Raw genomic sequence first — 17,828 nt, forward strand, 5'->3', positions numbered from 1 at the left:
AAGTGTCGGGGGAACAGAGAAATACCTTTTTCACATCTCTATTATGTGTTTAAACCACTAAGGGGATTTTTAAAAGAGTTTGATTAAATAGATAAACAGGGGTGCCCACATGGGGACCCCTGTTTAGTTCAAGATATTATAAAGCTGTTGTTTGTGTGTTTTGCGTGTCTACCTTTTTCTTACGCATGTATTGTAACATCGCTATAAGAACAAATAAGAGTAAACCGCCACCCTCAATATATAAATTCTCAGGGTAAATGAGCATGAGACCTGAAAGCAGAAGTAATGGTCGTTCATACCATTTAAACGAATATATGAAGTAATTCATCATAGTAGCACTCACTGCCGCCATTCCAAGCACTGCCGTAATGACTAACAAGATAACAGTTAATATATCCGCATCTTGCAAAAGTAAAGCCGGATTGTATACAAAGACATATGGAATAATAAATCCGGCTATGGCAAGCTTAAAAGCAGTGACACCAGCTTTCATTGGATTGGCTTTGGCGATACCCGAGCCAGCGTAAGCTGCTAGACAAACAGGTGGTGTGATGTCCGCCACAATACCGAAATAAAAGACAAAGAAATGAGCTGCGACTTCAGGTACCCCAAACGAAATCAATGCCGGAGCTGCCATTGAAGCTGTTACAACGTAGTTAGCTGTTGTCGGTAGCCCCATTCCAAGAAGAATACACGCTATCATCGTGAAGAACATTAACAAGAATAAGTTATCTCCAGCTAGAGAGAGCAAGCCGCCAGCGATTTTACCACCTAAACCTGTGAACACCACAACACCGACGATAATTCCAGCAGTGGCACACGCGGCGATGACAGGGAGGGCGACTCTCGCCCCCTGTTCAAGAGCATCAAGAACATCAGAGATACCCATACGTGTGTTTTTACGGAAGAAGCTCACAAAGAAAGCAGCCCCAATGCCCCAGAGGGCTGCATATGTCGGTGTGAAACCTAAAACAAGCATAGTCACGATCGTGACGAGAGGAGCAAGCAAATAAATCTGCTTTAAAAGCCCTGTCATAGACGGTAGTTCGCTTTTCGGTAGTCCATGAATACCATGACGTTTCGCTTCAAAATGTGTTCCCATAAAAACACTTGTGAAGTAAAGTAATGCAGGAATGATACCGATAATAACTATATCACTGTATGAGACACTGCTAACATAATCGGCCATAATAAATGCAGCAGCGCCCATAATTGGTGGCATAATCTGACCACCTGTAGATGCAGAAGCTTCGGCTGCTGCGGCAAATTCCGGTCTAAATTTTGCCCGTTTCATCATCGGGATTGTGAATGAGCCTGATGCGACCGTGTTGGCAACAGAGCTACCTGTTACGGTTCCTTGCAGTGCTGAAGCAGCTACAGCAGCTTTCGCCGTACCACCCGTAAATCGACCTGTGGCACCGAAAGCTAAATCATTGAAATATTGTCCAACCCCTGTTTTGGTTAACATGACACCGAAAAATAAAAAGAGATAGATATAGGTGGCAGAAATTTGAATCGGTGTACCGAAAATTGCTTCAGATGTATAAAATAATCGTCTTGTAAGGCCTTCCCAGTTAAAACCGCCATGTCCAAAGTAAGGTATGTTCGTGCCGTACAGCCCATAAAGAATCCCTAAACTAGCAATTACAATGATCGGTAAACCAACCGCACGGCGTGTGGCTTCCAATAACAATACAATACCGATGGACGCTACGATGATATCGGTAGTAGAAAACCCTACTATTCTAGCAGCGCCCGTAATCCAGTCATAACGAAGGACAATATAATAGACGGACGACATACTTAGAAATGCTAATACAACGTCATACCAAGGCACACCGACTTTTTTCATGCCTGTACGTCTAAATGGGTATAGCAGATAAATAAGCCCTAAAGCTGTCCCGAGATGAACAGCTCCTTGAATTTGATACACGAGCGGCCCACCAGTTTGTGGGAATGCCCGCCATAAATGAAAGATGGTTAAAGAAATAGCGATAAAAGAAATAACCCAAGCCCATTTACCAGGGTTTTGCCGATAAGAGGCTTCTTTATCATATTTGGCCAGCATTTCTTGCTGTTGTTGTTCTGTTAATATGTCTTTATGTGTTTCAACCATACGATCACCTCACCTATAATTATATGAAAATAACGTTATATGAAAGATCGACGAAAATGGAGGAGCTTGATGTTCCAGCGCTTTCGTCGATGTTCTGCGAATGGAAGCAGAACGGTAGAAAAAATCTAACTTGCAAACTTGTCTGTGAAAGAGGCAAAGAAAAGAAGGGGCAGGACACGATCTTAAAGAGGTCCGCCCCTTAATCAGTTAGTAACATTATTTTACTGGGTGATGCCTTCTTCTTCAAAATAACGCTCAGTACCTGGGTGTAAAGGGAGCCCTTCAGAACCATTGAGCGCATTCTCTTTTGTTAAGTGGTTTCCTTGAGAGTGAGAAATGTCACCACTATTTTCAAAAAGAGCCTTTGTGATTTCATAACCTAAATCTTCATCGATTGAATCTAAAGACCCAACAAGTACGGCATAAGCGGTAATTGCTTGAATATCCTCTTCTAGGAAATCGTAGGAATCACTAGGAATTGTGAAAGCTTCATAACCACTGTTTTCCTCAATGTATGAAATGCCTTCATCACTTAGCGGGATAAGCTTCACATCACGTTGAAGAGCAATCTCTTCAATACTTCCGTCAGGTAAGCCTAATAGACCGAAAGAAGCATCTAGACTGCCGTCTTGAATACGACCAGCTGCATCACCGAATCCCTCTTCATAAGCTTCATAATCCCCATCTTCTAAACCATACGCTTCTAAAATTAATTTAGCAGCTGCTTGAGTACCGCTTCCTGGTGGTCCAATAGCAACAGAAGCTCCCTCAAGATCAGCAATGGATTCAATACCAGAACCTTCAGTTGTCACAATTTGCATAACTTCAGGGTAAATGTGCCCCATAAATCCGAAATTATCAACTGCAACCCCTTCAAACTCACCATCTCCAGTTAAGGCGTCAAGGGCAGGAAGATGAACTGTCATACCGAGATCCATTTCGCCTTGAAAAATACTCACAATGTTATCGACAGAAGCACCAGATGAAACAGCGCTTAAATCAAATCCGTCTACATCAATATTGTTATTAATAACAGTGGCCATTTCTTGACCTAACGGATAGTAAGTACCACCAGTACTCCCTGTTCCTAATTGAAGGCCGCCAACATCAGTATCTGTTCCAGCGTTATTAGTGTCATTTTCTTCAGTATTATCATTGTTTTCATCTGCATTTCCACAAGCAGCTAACACGAGTGTACCAGTTAATAAAATGGCAAACATTGAAGTGAACTTTTTCTTCAACGTACATTCCCCCTTAAAATTAAATTTCTAAACATACCAGAAACCGTATAAAAAGTTGCTGATAGTCTATTTTATTTAACCAAAATTATTTGAGAATGTCAAAAGGTATCTTAATTAAGCTATTATATGTGTAAAAATATGTAGCTGAAACCTGTAGTATCAAAGGTTTATAAGATATCAGAAAAGAAAGAAAAGTCGTCTATTATTATTGTAAGAAGATTTTACATAATGACTATTAAACTGGAATGTATAATTATGTAATAGCCTGATTAAAGGGTATAAGGCTAGTTTTGATTTTGATTAACATCAATAAATGACATCTGCTCCCACTTACGTGTCTTCCAACGCCTTAGCATTAATAGACCTCTTAGCCATTCATCACAAATCATGGCTATCCAAACACCGATTAAGCCAAAGCCGAGCCATATACCTGCTGTGTAAGAAATAGTAACAGCTATTCCCCACATAGATAAAATACCTATAATTACTGGGAATTTCACATCCCCAGCAGCTCTTAAAGAATTAATAATGATTAAATTAAAAGCTCTTCCTGGCTCAAGAAAAATTGTCAGAACGAGCAACAAACTGCCCAATTGAATTATGTCGGTATTACTGGTGAAAATACTTAAAAGCGGATGGCTAAAAACTGCAAACAGAATGGCTGCAAAAGTAGACACACTGATACCTATCCATAAGCTTCTTAAGCCTCGACGATAGGCTTCTTCATGTTTTCTTTCACCTATTAAATAGCCAACTAATATTTGTGTACCCTGCCCGATCGCCACAGAAAAGAGGAAGGCAAACATCATGATATTTAATGTGTATACTCTCGTTGTTAAAGCGCTAGTTCCCATAGAAGCAATAAAATACGTTATCACCATTTGAGAGGTATTATAAGAAAGCTGTTCACCTGCTGAAGGGATGCCAATCTTAAGGAGATCTTTAACTTCTTTCTTGGGAAATTTTTGGATAACAAAAGCCCATGGTAATTCTCCTCTAACTCTTTTAAACAGCATAATAAATAGGATAATTGTCCCTAAAATTCGGCTAAATGCTGTACTAATAGCAACCCCAGTGGCGCCTAGTTCTGGGGCACCTAATACGCCAAAAATAAATAGATAATTTCCTAATACATTAAGAATATTCATTCCAATCGTGACGTACATGGCATCTTTCGTAAAACCGTGACTTTTAATGATTGCGGATAGTGTCATAATGAGTGCTTGAATGAAAGAAAAGCCTCCGACAATTCGTAAATACATGGTGGCTGTGCCCATTAATTCTTCGGGAAGGTTCATAATTGCAAGGATCGGTTTACCAAATAGAATCAGTACGATACTTAATACTAAACCGAACAATATATTGATCCAAATGGAAACAACAGCAATTTGGGAAGCAGCTTTATTTTTATTAGCACCAAGATTTTGAGCAATTAAAATTGTTGTTCCAGTGGCGACAAAGCCGAACATCACAATAACGACACTGAATATTTGATTAGAGACGCCAACGGCTGCTACAGAATTATCATCATATTGACTTAACATCAGTGTATCAGCATTGCCCATAAGCATATGTAAGAGAATCTCGATAAATATTGGCCATGTTAACGCAAACAATGTTAGTTTACTGCGGCGATTAGGTTTATTTTGCATAAGTGGTCACCTTCTTTTACTTAAGTTAATCGGTAAGGGGGAGTTAGAAGATAATATCCTTATAAAGTCTTAGGTTTAAAGTTTTAACATAGATAACCGTCCGTAAAACGACTGCCTCTTTTGGGGAGATAACAGGCGCTTATGTGCTGATTTTTTCAACGACCAATCAGTAGGAGAAGGACGAAAACGCTCACTGATTCAAGGTTCGTTTTATAAAACATATGACTTTTATAAAGAAGTTTATCCGCTATGTTTTTTTATGTGTGTCAAAAGTACCTGGATTGAAACGACTACTGGTATGATAGGGTGAGTTTAATCATAAAAGAGTTTATAATGAAAATGAAGTTCAAAAAACGAATTGTATTGTACAAAAACGACTTTTTAAGAAGGTGCTTATAATGGATGCCATATCAACTATAATCCCGCCATTGCCTATTTTTATCAAAAGTGGTCAAGGAATCTTACATAAAGGGGAGAAGCATGTTGCAAGAACCTTTCATGTATTTGATTTATTGTTTATAACAAAAGGAACATTATATATGAAAGAAAACGGAATAGATGTGACTTTAAAACGAGGAGATTATGTCATTTTAGCGCCACATTATAGACATGAAGGGAGTAAATTATGTGAGGAAAGAACGGAGTTTTTTTGGATACATTTTAATTTCTCTTCTTATTATCAGCTCGTCCCTTCAATTAAGAAAGATTGGTCCAATATAATTAAAAGAAAAGGGACGTACACGGAATCAGATTTGTATGAAATTCATTTACCGAGGCTGGGGCATTTTCATCATACTGATAAAGCGATCGAAATCTTTTCTAATCTTATTAAGATAGAAGGAGTTAACCTTCCTGAAGAGCGAATGAAACAACAATCTGTCTTATTTAACATCATTATTTTCATTCAAAAAAATGCTTTAGAAGTCCCTACAAGCACTGAAAATGTAGCACGCCAATGCATGAATTATATTCAAAAGCATTATAGAGATCCTGATTTTAATGTCAAGAGAATGGCGCAATTATTATTGTATCATCCTGATTACTTAACGCGAGCGTTGAAGAAAACCATTGGCTTAACACCCATTCAATACTTAAACCAGTGCCGAATCTCAAAAGCAAAAGAATTATTAATGAAGGAAAATAACGATTTAAAGACGATTGCTTCTGAATTAGGTTTTGTGGATTCGGCTTATTTCTCACGGGTTTTTAAGAGTAAGGAAGGCATTTCACCAGGACAATATAGACGGATAACGTTTACTCAGCAATGGTAAGGGAGCACGCTAAAATAACTTAATGTGCAAACGTGTACTATCACTCATTTACTTTTGTGTTAGTAGACGGTTATACTGCTACATACTGGTATAATCAAACCTTAATAGGATTAATCAGATTTTTTATATGGAACAGACAATGTTTTTTAACGTAAAAAAAAGTAAAGAGTTTTCATTTTTAATGCAGATTGTGGAGGAAGTGGAGAAGAAATATTGATAATATTGACACGTTAACCGAGCAAGAAAATAATGAGACATTAGCTGGTCAGGGAGAACCTGAGAAACCTGATTAATTAACGATGTGATTAATAATGAAGACTCTCAATTAGACGAACATCCCAGAAATAACAGAAAGATCTACAGGTACGGGTGGCTCAACCGTTAGAGAGTTAGAGTTAACTTACCTGGCAAAAATTGAAGGGAAATATTGTTCTTTTGATTTGAGAGCGCTAAAATAGTATTATTACGTCGTTTTTTCTTAATTATATATTCTAAATAAAGGGCTTTCATTCAGAGTAGTAGTATAAAGAGAGTTCTCTTCTTTATCACAGATAACCGTCCATAAACCTCCCGGCTCAAAATAGAGAGGAGAGCTAAATCTATATAGGTGGGAGATACGCTAATGTCCGGATCACTCAACTACTAATCAGTGGGAGAAGAACGAATACTCCCACTGATTGAAGGTTCGTTTTATAAATGAAGGGATGATTAAAAATGTCTGTAACAATTAAAGATGTGGCGAAAGTTGCAAATGTTGCACCTTCCACAGTTTCAAGAGTAATAGCGAATAGCCCTCGCATTAGTGAACGGACTAAAGAAAAAGTCCGGCAGGCAATGAAGGAGCTAGACTACCACCCAAATTATAATGCTCGAAATCTAGCGAATAAGAGTACGAAAACAATTGGTCTTATTATGCCAAATTCCGTGACCAAAACTTTCCAGAATCCATTTTTTCCAGAGGTTATTCGCGGAATTAGTACAAAAGCCCATCAGTTGGATTATGGGCTATATTTGTCTACAGGTCAATCTGACGAAGAGATTTTTGAAGAGGTTCAAGATATGGTGCTAGGTAGACGAGTTGATGGCATTATTTTACTATACTCGAAAGTTAATGATAAATTAATGAGTTATTTGTATCATGAGAAGTTTCCTTTCACTGTGATTGGTCGGCCATATGATCAGGAGAAGCTTGATGTAACCTATGTTAATAATGATAATTTTAAGGCCGCTAAAACAGTTACTGAGTATTTATTACTTCTTGGACATGAACGCATTGCTTTTATTGGAGGAAATCTAGAAACAGTAGTTACTTTAGATCATATGGAAGGCTATAAAAAGGCATTAATGAATGCCGGTATTGGTGTTAAAGACGATTACGTTGTATTTCACGAGGAACTCCAAGAAGGAGGACAAGAAGCAGTCATTGATCTAATGAGTTTGTCTGACCGACCAACAGCTCTAATTGTGGCGGATGACATTATGACGTTTGGAGTTATGAGGATGTTGAGTGAAATGGATGTTAAAGTTCCTGAGGACATCTCTATTATTAGTTTTAATAATGTGCTGATATCAGAGCTATCTTCACCACCAATGACGACAGTTGATATCAATATTTATAGTCTCGGTTTTGAGGCCGCTAATTGTTTAATCGACCAAATTAATCATCCTGATATTAAAACGAAGCAGGTGATTATCCCTCATAAATTGATTAAAAGACAGACGTGCCAAAAAATAAGTAATAGGTCTTTTAATTAAAAGCAGGGAATAAACGACCATATAAACTGCAATCAGTACAACCACATGGTATAATTTTGTTTAGGTTAAAAATGGGTTACTTTCCCTACTCACATTGATTAGTTACCACTTAACTGAAAATATGAAAGTTTTAATGATTAGGATATGAAGTAGCAATATGATTACTTGTAAATTTAGAAATGAGGGAAGGTTAGTGTTACAGTCGCGCTTTTTTAAATTTTTAGCAGCTACCTTGTTAATTTTTTTGATTGTACTTGTAGGTAGCCATATTACGTTTATCTTTAGACCGTTAGTCGTGTTTTTCCAAACGCTTTTTATTCCATTTTTAATAGCAGGTGTGTTATTTTATTTGCTAAGACCAATTGTGAATTTGTTACATAGTTATAAGGTACCCCGTACTGTTGCTATCTTATTAATTTATATCATATTGATTGCGCTTATTACATTACTGGTCTTTTTAGTTGGGCCTGTCCTGCAACGTCAAGTGATGAACCTTGTGAACAATGCACCTATGCTGTTTGATGAATTACGACGGCTATTTATACAAATTGAAGACAATGATTGGCTGGCTCGTTTTCAGGAAACTGAAAACTTCTCATTGGAAGAAGTAGTGACAAATTTTACAAACTATATGTACGAAGCTTTTGATTTTATTGCCACGAATGTAGCTGGTTTTATTGGGCTAGTAACAAATGTTATACTCGTGTTGATTATCATTCCGTTTGTATTGTTCTATTTATTGAAAGATGGGAATAAGGGACCTAAGCAAATGCTTCGCCTTTTACCTGAAAAGCAGCAGGAAGAAGGCCTTAAAGTATTAAGAGACATGGATGATAAATTAGCATCGTACATTCAGGGGCAAGTCATTGTCAGCGTTTGTGTTGGTGTTCTTATGTATATTGCGTTTCTTATTATCGGCATTGACTACTCATTAATTCTTGCACTTGTGGCTATGTTTACAAATATCGTTCCTTTTATTGGGCCCTGGATTGGAACGATCCCTGCGGTTATAGTAGCATTGATTGACTCACCAATTATGGTTTTATGGGTTGTGCTTGCAATCGTCATTGTGCAGCAAATTGAGAGTAATTTAATCTCTCCTCAGGTGATGGGAAGAAAGCTAGCTGTTCACCCATTAACCATTATTATTTTAATTTTAGTGGGTGGAAGGTTTGCAGGTTTTTTTGGATTAATACTTGCAGTACCTTTGTATGCCATTACGAAAGTGGTTATTTCCCATTTCTATCGACTTATCCAATTAAGAAAAAGTAATGATAATGATTTGAACATTTAAAGAAGTAGTCAAGAACAACTTATAGGTGGAACATTTGAAGGGTCAATTTATAATATGGGGTGATAGGATGAGCACGCATGAAAAAGATGGTATCAAACAAATTGATAAAGAATCGCTTAAAGACCTTTTATCAAAGGGAGATCCTAAGCAAATTGTGTTAGATGTAAGAGAACCTGACGAATACGTATCTGGTCATATACCTGGTGTGCCTCTTATACCAATGCATAGTATTCCTAATTTGCTTGATGGTTTTGATAAGAATAAAGAATATGTATTCGTTTGTAGAAGTGGCAACCGTTCACAAAATGTGTCCCTATTCATGAAAGAACAAGGGTTTAATAATGTCATGAATTACGATGGTGGCATGCTCGCTTGGGATGGCGACACGAATGAGGGTGAGGAGACTTATATTAAATCTCCTGAAGATTTGAAGAAACTTTAAACGATAGTTATATAGACCTAATTTCCTTCTGCTGTAGTGGCAGAAGGTTTTATTTTTGTCAATAAAGGCTATAGCACAGACTAAACAGTTATTATCAACTGACGATGTAGTGTCAGATCACTAAAGGAGGATAAAGGATGATTTGGACAATTGTTGGGATAATTATTATAATGTGGTTATTAGGATTCAGTTTTGAAATCGGTGGAGGACTCATCCATCTATTACTTGTCATTGCCTTAGTCGTAGCAATAATCAACTTAATTACAGGCAGACGTGCTTAACATGAACAGAAAAATGAAGATAGAAAAATAAAAAAGAATAGAAAATGATAGACAATGTCACCATTCATATAAGACAATAAAATTAGTTTGCTATGTCAGAGTCACTAAATTAAAGGAGGAGATTGTCTATAATGGCTAATAAGTGGCTTACCTCTACTTTACTTGCCACAGCAGTGGCAGCTGGAAGTTACTATCTAGGAAAAGAAGAAAACAGGGAAAAGCTCATGCATGAATTCAATCGATTAAAAGCGAAATTAAAAGGTGAGAGTAAGGAAGATTATGAGCCATATTTGGAGGAGAAGATTGGTCACTCAGATCCAAATGATATTGAAGATAATTCAATGGTCGATGAAGGTGCTGTTTTCTCTGTCAATTATTACAATGAAAAGCATAAAAAGTAGTAAGTGATGGAGCTCTGTATCTTTTACGGAGCTTCCTTTTTTGTTGCTCTATATACACGCAAATCACTGTTTCAGAGAAAGACTTTCTCATCAGTACGTTTACACACATAGACAATGAATGATTTTGATTGTTTCTCTTAAAATGCTTTCTTAATTACGGTGCTCACTATATAATATAGATATTTTTGGAAGTTGAAGCGTCGTCGTCTGAATGTCTACTTTTGTGCGGAGTTTCTTTGCAAATTAGCTAAGACAAGTTCTTGGGAAAATATCGTCTGAAGGGGAGATAACAGCATCAGGCTCTTTTACAGAGAAAATTTATCACAGATAACCGTCCATAAAACGTGAACCTTAAATTAAAATAGAAGGTAACAGATAAATCTATTTAGGCTGGAGATAACGGACGCTAAAATCCTGATTCACTCAATTACCTATCAGTGGGAGAAGGAGAAAAACGCACACTGATGAAGGTTCGTTTTATATTAAGAAATTAATTCATATGGCTAATGTGGGTCATAATAAAAGAATAAAGTCTGTAAAACAGATAAAAAAGGAGGCATTACTAGTGCCCCAGCGAATAGACATATTAGAAGAATTAAAAATTCTCTTAATTGCAGCAACAGGTGGCTTAATTTTAGCCATGGGCCTTAATCTTTTCTTAATTCCTGCTAACGTTTTTGCTAGTGGGTTTACAGGTCTTTCTCAAATTATAGCTGAATTAATTCCTCTCTCTCCGGGATTGGTACTATTTATTTTAAACATTCCAGTTGCCGTAATAGGCTGGTTTAAAGTTGGAAAAAAGTTTACTTTATACAGTTTTGTGAATGTGGCCTTTACAACATTATTTCTTGAACTAATTCCTGAATATGGATTCTCGGCGGATATCATTTTGAACTCTGTTTTCGGTGGGGTATTTACAGGTATAGGAGCAGGCATTGTGTTAAAATGGGGGGCTTCTACTGGAGGGGTCGATATATTGGCGCTCCTGGCAGCTAAGAAGAGTGATCGTCCTCTAGGTGTTTACTTTTTCCTTATGAATGCGCTTATTGTAATGGCTTCTGGGTTATTATTTGGTATGGAGAAAGCGATGTACACCCTACTTACACTGTATGTCACTTCGAGGATTATCGATACTATTCACACGAGACATGTTAAATTGACTGCAATGGTAGTAACGAGTCAACCAGATGCCCTACAAGAAGCATTTTATAAAAAGGTTACACGGGGTGTTACGAGGGTTCCAGCTAAAGGAGGTTATTCTAAACAAGAAAAAGAGATGTTGTTGATCGTCATAACGAGATATGAGCTATATTTACTTAGACAGGTGATTGAGCAAACAGATCCTCATGCTTTTACGAATATTGTTCAAACAACAGGTGTATTTGGTATGTTCCGTAAAGAGGATGATTAAGTTTGTAACATTTATTCTAATGTACCGTCTAACCTAGTAGTAACCTTTAGGAGGGGAAGGAGCCATGAAAGAAAGAAGCTGGGTACTCTTCCCGTTGTTTCTGTTAATGACTGCTAGTGTTATGGCAGCATGCGGACAGGGGGGGAATGACGGAACGAATTCGGAGAAATCACAGCAATCTGAAGAAAATATAGAGTCAGGAGGCAATGATGTGATTGAATATGAAGGACTTTCCTATAAAACAGAGGCGGAAGAGGTCAATGATCAATTAGTAGTAAGATTAAAATTAGAAAACATCACTGAAGACGAAAAAACAGTTACTTTCCCTTCTGGACATCAATTCGATGTCATTATTAAGGACGAATCTGGCTCCAAATTATATGATTTTGCTGAAGGCATGATGTTTACTCAAGCTCTTATTGCCGAGGAAATAAGTCCTGGCGAGGAGCTCGTTTTTGAAGTGGAATGGGATAAGTCAGAGGCTGATTTTTCTTCACTTACGATTGAAACTAAGCTTAATATTTATGAAATTGATAATGAAGAAGTGGAAAATACCCCTTTTAAACTCACTTTCAAAAAGGAATAAAGAAACATACACTAATGAGACGAGGAGCATGCGACTCCTCGTCTCATTTTTATTACCGATAACCATTCGTAAAACTTTTAGCTCAAAATAGAGAGGAGAGCTAACTCTATTAAGGCGGGAGATAACAGCTGGGCCGCTAATATCCTGATTCACGCCCCTTCAATCAGTAGGAGAAGAACGAAACCGCTACTGATTGAAGGGGTGCTTTTAATGAGCCCTTCCCCTGTTAAATAAAAGAGGTTTAATGCTAGTTTAAAAGGTGATTATGTTAAAGAAAATAACTCGGTTAACTCTTCATTAGTCAGTTGCCATATTGGTAATGGTCTTCCATCTAATACTGCTTGTTGGAGCTTTTTTTTCTCATTAATGAGTGCTTCAATTCGTTCTTCAATTGTTCCTTTAGTTATGATCGTATGAATAGTAACGGTATGGGTCTGTCCAATTCTATGGACTCTATCAGTCGCTTGTGCTTCAACGGCTGGATTCCACCAGCGATCATAATGCATAACCTCTGTTGCTTCAGTTAAATTTAAACCAAATCCCCCTGCTCTTAAGGAAATAACCATGAAGGGCAATGAGCCATTCGTTTGAAATGTTTCAATCATACGGTGTCTGTTATCAGATGAAAGGGCGCCATGAAAAAATGGGATATCTAATTGCCACGTTGATTTAGCATATGCTTGAAAAAGCTCACCTATAAAACGGTATTGTGTAAATATAAGGCCTCGTTTGTTACCACTCATCCACTGTTCTAACAATTCAACCGCTTTATCCCATTTATAAGAGCGCTCTTTTTCGTACATTTTTTGAAATCTGTCTTTTACAAGCTGGCCAGGATGATTACAAATTTGTTTTAACTTAGTCATCGTTTTGAAAATCATCGCACGCTGAGTGTTCTCAGGTAAAGCTAGCGAGTTTTCTTTCCAATCATCCAGTACAGCTTTGTAAAGGGTTATCTGCTCTGGGGTAAGCTGAACAGAATAAGTGTGTGCGACTTTTTCAGGAAGTTGCCATGTGGACGAGAATTGCTCCTTTGTCCGTCTTAAAATAAATGGGCGAATAAGCATGCGAAGCTTCTCTAAACGATCTTCTTTATCATGGTTATTAGCTGAGTAAATAAATTGTTTATAAAATGTCGTCTCATCTTTAAGTAATCCAGGAACTAATATATCCATTAAACTCCATATGTCGCTCGGATGATTCTCAACTGGTGTACCTGTTAAGGCAATGACATGCTGCGCGCGAAGTGATTTAACGATACGTCTCTGCTTTGTACGACTGTTCTTTAGCATTTGTGCCTCATCAAAGATACAAGCTTCCCAAGAATGACCCGTCATTAACGTTCTATCTCTTACTGCTACAGCATAGGAACAAACGACAACGTGTGAAGAAGCGATAATATGGGTGAATGTGTCCTCTCTTTTCATTGGGGAGCCACTATGGACATAAACATTTAAATGATTTGCGAACGTCTTCAGTTCTTTTTCCCAATGATGGATTAAACTAGATGGACACAAAATCAGAAAGGGAGAGGTACCTCTCGTATCAGATGACTGCGAAAATATCGTGTCTAAGTATGAGATAACTTGAATTGTTTTTCCTAAGCCCATGTCATCCGCAAGGCAGCACCCTAACTGAAGCTCTCTCATATTAAGCAGCCAATCAACCCCTGTTTGTTGGTATGGTTTTAATAGTGTTAACCATTTTTTTGAGATGAGATGATGTAGGGTCTCTTTTTGTTTAGCCATTGTTTTTTTCGTCTTTTCGGTTAACTTCCAAGTAATGAATGAATTAGCTAGTTCGTCATCTTTTTCAGATAAAGGGGCATTAAAAACATGCCTTATAGCATCTGTAAATGAAAACTCGGTATTCGCATTTGTGTGATCAATATAGTTGAGCAAATGATTTGCCACGTCTGCATTCCATAATACCCATTGATGATTGATATATAGAAGTTGACGCTGTTCGGCAACAAGTTGTCTAAACGTCTCCTCTTCTAACGTGACATCTCCAAGAATTAGTTCCCACGAAACATGACTTTTTATCCAAGGTGTATATCGTTCTTGTTCAGTATCACTTATGGCAGTGGACACGAATGCCGTAGCTTGTGGTGTGACTCTTTTTATCAATTTGTCAGGTATCAAAACGGAAATACCGTTCTCCTCTAACTTTTTAATATCTTCTAATAAAAATAAACTGACTTTTTCGTGTGAGATAGAAAAATAATGTGTTCGCGTATCACTTAAAGAAAGAGGGTAGAGAATATCCAGTTTTTTTTTCTTCATTTCCCCTTTCAGCCAAGGGACAGGGTTTTGACGTAAAGAATGGGTACCCTCTGTGATATCAGTTAGCGTACTGTGGAGACCTGAATTCCACTCCTTAATGTACCAAATGAGTTTCCAATCTCCTTTAGGAAAAGGAGGCGGTTCTAAGGCAAGTTGTAATTGAAAGGGTTCTGGTGTCGTACCGTTCCAGTAGCTCATACACATAGGGTATAGCGGTTCAGCTATAGGTGCTACTATTGTTGCATCACCTAGGGCGTTCAACCAACTTTGAATATGGCTCTCGTTAGAAAGATGCATTGTTAATGTTTTACGATAGAGCGTTAATTCTTCCTTGAAATGATGTGAATGAGAGACATACACTTGTAGCCAATCATGTAAGGTGGATTTAAAGTTCATGTTCATGGTCTCACTAAATTTAGCATGGTGCCTTAAAAATGCGTTAATTTTCGTAGCTTTTTCGTCAGTAAACCACCACGTCCCTTCTTTAGTTGGATAGACGGATAAAGGAGAGATAGTGTTGACAAGATCTTTCATTAATAAAATGAAATGCGTAAATACTTCATCTAATTGAAAGGGGAGATCAGCTTCTTCAATCTCTGCTATGACATGCAAAGAATCGGCCGGTATCCAAATGGCTTCGCTCAAGACAGATTTAGTTGAGTAAGATGAAGGCACAGGAACAAGATCTAATGAGACGCCATAATAAGTTGCTGGTTGTGAAAAAAACAGTTGTTGTTTTATGCGAAGCATGGAAGGTTTTCCTCCACGAGTTTCTAATTTGGCAGGAGGGGGAAAACATAAAATTAAAAGGCCCTTAATAGATTGTGTCTCAAGGCAAGGAACACATGTAAGAATACTCTGTTTAACGAGTGAAGGTATCAGCAAGTGATGTCAACTCCTTGTAAAAAGCAGTGTAGTGCTTATATTTTTTAAATAGAAAGGTCATAAATAACATAAACTGTTCCTGCTTTTCGAGCTTTAGCGCATGATGATACAGTTCGCTTAATAAGATTATGGCAAGTTTATAATTGGAAGAAGTTTTTTTTTCAATGAGCTGTTCGATCCAGTGAAAATAATAAGGAAAGATGAGTTCAGTCTCTTCTTCGGCAATGATGTTCACCACTTGTTTTTCTTCCAAACTCATTGGGAAGATCTCTTCGTGAGAATGTTTCCATATGGTTAAAGCTATTTCGAACTCTTTATGAAAGCCAAGAATCTTGAATAGTGTCCGACGAGTTGGCGGATGATGTTGCTGTTGAACCAAGTCTTTAATGACATAATTTTTTAAAAAAAGTTGTGTTTGAAAGGTAGATAGTTGATTAAAATAACTTTTATATTTTGTGAAGTGAGGTCTTGTTAGCCATATATTGGCCCAAGCTTCAATACTTTCAACGCTTTCTTCTATCTTATTTAGGTTTGTGTAAGGATTGATAATAGAAGAAAAAAAAAGTTGGCATTCTTGAATCACAGAAGTATATTGGTTACCATTTATAACATTAATTAAGAGGTCGTGATTAAATTGTTCAAAAAATAATTGTAGCATGTTTTCTGTTTCTTTTTTTCTAAACGAATAGAATCCTTGTTTAACGAGACAGTTTCTCAATTCAATAAAGCTATTGAGGATGATTAAGAAACAGTGTTCATCATTTGTCCAAGTAGAAGGAGATAGTTGTTTAGAATATCGACCGAGAAAATTTTCCATCCTCTCAAGAAACTCAAATTGAATGTGAGGGTCAGCGACCCATCGCTCACTAAAATCGTTGATATAGGTTTTAATCGTTTCATCTTCTGGGAACGATGAAATCGTAAAATGTGGGCGACTCATAGTTATCACCTTCTTCATGCGATAGATGCTTCTATTGTACAAGGTTAAGTATAGGGGAACAAATATTATTTAAAAATAAATGTCTTTTTTTCATGTCTGATCATAAAATAGTTATTACACAAACAGGAAAGAGAATGACAACTAAGAAGAATTGAAAGGAGCAATTATATGAGTCAATCATTGTTCCGCGCTCACTTTAAAGATATTGAAATGGCATTACCACGCCCAGTACTCAAAACATTTATCCATAAATTACTAGCCTCTAACTATCGTTTAACGTGGCGACATGATCAGGATGGCATTGAGCTTGTTATCCATGCCAACGATGAGGAAATTCATATTCCTATGCTGTTAGAAAATGAAAAAAAGACGATTGTGAATGTGAAAGAATTAGAGGTTACCACTGAAGAGTTGGCCTTAACTTTGGAAGATTTAATGACGGACTGTGAAGGTAGTGGCATCGTCAGAACATCTGGTGCTGGTATGCATTGCGTAAGTTACTACGACCATGGCAAAATTGTCTCAGTTTTGAGAACAGAGGGAGGTGCGGACATGAGTTCATCAGGTTCTCTTAAATCCAAACACAAACACAGAGGTGTTGACCCTTCTGTTGAACAATTTGTTGTAAACGGTGAAATTGATTATTATTTAATGGAATTAAAAGAAGCCATTGATAAAGGAGACAGGCAGAGTGTAAATAGGTTAAAACACTTATTAGCAGACCTTGTTAAAAGTAAAAATAACATAAAGAATAGGATTCAAAGTTCATTATACTAGCTGTCTGTTGACTGCTGGTTTTTTCATTTGCACGAGACAGATAATAAGCGTGTGAGAATAAAAACTATAAGAAATCACTCATGGAGAAGGTTTGAGCTTTTAAAGTCGTTAGTAAACATGTTAAAATAAATTCACTTACATAATAGAGGAGGTATCATGATGGCTATAGAAGTTAGAGGTGAACCGACACCTAATCCAAATGCAATGAAGTTTACAGCAAACCAAGTGCTTTTTGAAGGTACTGGAAGTGCTTCATTTAAAAAAGGTGATGAGCCAGACCACGCGTTAGCAAAAGAGCTATTAGCTTTAGAGGGAGTAGACAATATTTTTGGTTTTCAGGACTTTGTGACTGTTAACAAAGAGGTAGATGCAGATTGGGATTCCTTACTACCTAAAGTTGAAGCCGTTTTTACAAGCGTATATGAGTGATTATCCAGCCGGTTCTTTAGAAACCGGCTGTTTTACTTTTAGATAACATTATCGATGATAGT

The 17,828-nt window shown here is 37.3% G+C and carries 15 protein-coding genes; 10 read left to right on the forward strand and 5 right to left on the reverse strand.

The features are described 5' to 3' along the window. Window positions 1-136: 136 nt before the first annotated feature. The 3 genes from BK581_RS19365 to BK581_RS19375 form a co-directional block, all read right to left on the reverse strand. Window positions 137-2,116: a TRAP transporter permease gene (locus tag BK581_RS19365; RefSeq protein ID WP_078579719.1), complete on the reverse strand. Its 1,980-nt coding sequence runs from the start codon at window positions 2,114-2,116 to the stop codon at window positions 137-139. Window positions 2,117-2,337: 221 nt separating this feature from the next. Further along, window positions 2,338-3,357, reverse strand: coding sequence for a TAXI family TRAP transporter solute-binding subunit (locus BK581_RS19370; protein WP_078579720.1), 1,020 nt, complete (start codon window positions 3,355-3,357; stop codon window positions 2,338-2,340). A gap of 284 nt (window positions 3,358-3,641) precedes the next feature. After that, the gene (locus BK581_RS19375) at window positions 3,642-5,009 is read right to left on the reverse strand and encodes an MATE family efflux transporter (protein WP_078579721.1); all 1,368 of its coding nucleotides are present in this window, start codon (window positions 5,007-5,009) and stop codon (window positions 3,642-3,644) included. A gap of 398 nt (window positions 5,010-5,407) precedes the next feature. Here BK581_RS19375 and BK581_RS19380 point away from each other — a divergent pair, with 398 nt between their 5' ends. From BK581_RS19380 to BK581_RS19410, 8 genes are all read left to right on the forward strand, one after another. Beyond that, entirely contained in the window at window positions 5,408-6,280 is an 873-nt protein-coding gene (locus BK581_RS19380; RefSeq protein ID WP_078579722.1) for an AraC family transcriptional regulator, read from the forward strand. Between the two features lie 714 nt (window positions 6,281-6,994). After that, window positions 6,995-8,035, forward strand: coding sequence for a LacI family DNA-binding transcriptional regulator (locus BK581_RS19385; RefSeq protein ID WP_078579723.1), 1,041 nt, complete (start codon window positions 6,995-6,997; stop codon window positions 8,033-8,035). Between the two features lie 193 nt (window positions 8,036-8,228). Then, on the forward strand, window positions 8,229-9,329 hold the full coding sequence (locus BK581_RS19390; protein ID WP_078579724.1) for an AI-2E family transporter: 1,101 nt from the start codon (window positions 8,229-8,231) through the stop codon (window positions 9,327-9,329). Between the two features lie 67 nt (window positions 9,330-9,396). Then, window positions 9,397-9,771: a rhodanese-like domain-containing protein gene (locus BK581_RS19395; RefSeq protein ID WP_078580042.1), complete on the forward strand. Its 375-nt coding sequence runs from the start codon at window positions 9,397-9,399 to the stop codon at window positions 9,769-9,771. A 137-nt stretch (window positions 9,772-9,908) separates the two neighbouring features. After that, a complete protein-coding gene (locus BK581_RS19995; protein ID WP_143709713.1) occupies window positions 9,909-10,052 on the forward strand; it encodes a lmo0937 family membrane protein in 144 nt (47 codons plus the stop codon). A gap of 131 nt (window positions 10,053-10,183) precedes the next feature. Continuing rightward, window positions 10,184-10,453, forward strand: a complete 270-nt coding sequence (locus BK581_RS19400) for a hypothetical protein (protein WP_078579725.1) — start codon at window positions 10,184-10,186, stop codon at window positions 10,451-10,453. Window positions 10,454-11,018: 565 nt separating this feature from the next. Further along, a complete protein-coding gene (locus tag BK581_RS19405; RefSeq protein ID WP_245829157.1) occupies window positions 11,019-11,864 on the forward strand; it encodes a YitT family protein in 846 nt (281 codons plus the stop codon). A 64-nt stretch (window positions 11,865-11,928) separates the two neighbouring features. Next, window positions 11,929-12,450, forward strand: coding sequence for a BsuPI-related putative proteinase inhibitor (locus BK581_RS19410; protein WP_078579727.1), 522 nt, complete (start codon window positions 11,929-11,931; stop codon window positions 12,448-12,450). Window positions 12,451-12,713: 263 nt separating this feature from the next. On the opposite strand, the gene BK581_RS19415 is transcribed toward BK581_RS19410, so the two are convergent. Both BK581_RS19415 and BK581_RS19420 read right to left on the reverse strand, forming a co-directional pair. Further along, window positions 12,714-15,485: a DEAD/DEAH box helicase gene (locus BK581_RS19415; protein WP_078579728.1), complete on the reverse strand. Its 2,772-nt coding sequence runs from the start codon at window positions 15,483-15,485 to the stop codon at window positions 12,714-12,716. A 112-nt stretch (window positions 15,486-15,597) separates the two neighbouring features. Beyond that, complete coding sequence (locus tag BK581_RS19420) at window positions 15,598-16,560, reverse strand: hypothetical protein (RefSeq protein WP_078579729.1); 963 nt, start codon at window positions 16,558-16,560, stop codon at window positions 15,598-15,600. Window positions 16,561-16,728: 168 nt separating this feature from the next. Here BK581_RS19420 and BK581_RS19425 point away from each other — a divergent pair, with 168 nt between their 5' ends. Beyond that, window positions 16,729-17,337 (forward strand): hypothetical protein, encoded by a 609-nt coding sequence (locus BK581_RS19425; protein WP_078579730.1) that lies wholly within the window; start codon window positions 16,729-16,731, stop codon window positions 17,335-17,337. A 159-nt stretch (window positions 17,338-17,496) separates the two neighbouring features. Beyond that, complete coding sequence (locus BK581_RS19430) at window positions 17,497-17,766, forward strand: NifU N-terminal domain-containing protein (protein ID WP_078579731.1); 270 nt, start codon at window positions 17,497-17,499, stop codon at window positions 17,764-17,766. Window positions 17,767-17,828: the final 62 nt, after the last annotated feature.

Source organism: Salipaludibacillus agaradhaerens, assembly GCF_002019735.1.
In the GTDB taxonomy this organism is placed as follows: Bacteria; Bacillota; Bacilli; order Bacillales; family Salisediminibacteriaceae; genus Salipaludibacillus; species Salipaludibacillus agaradhaerens.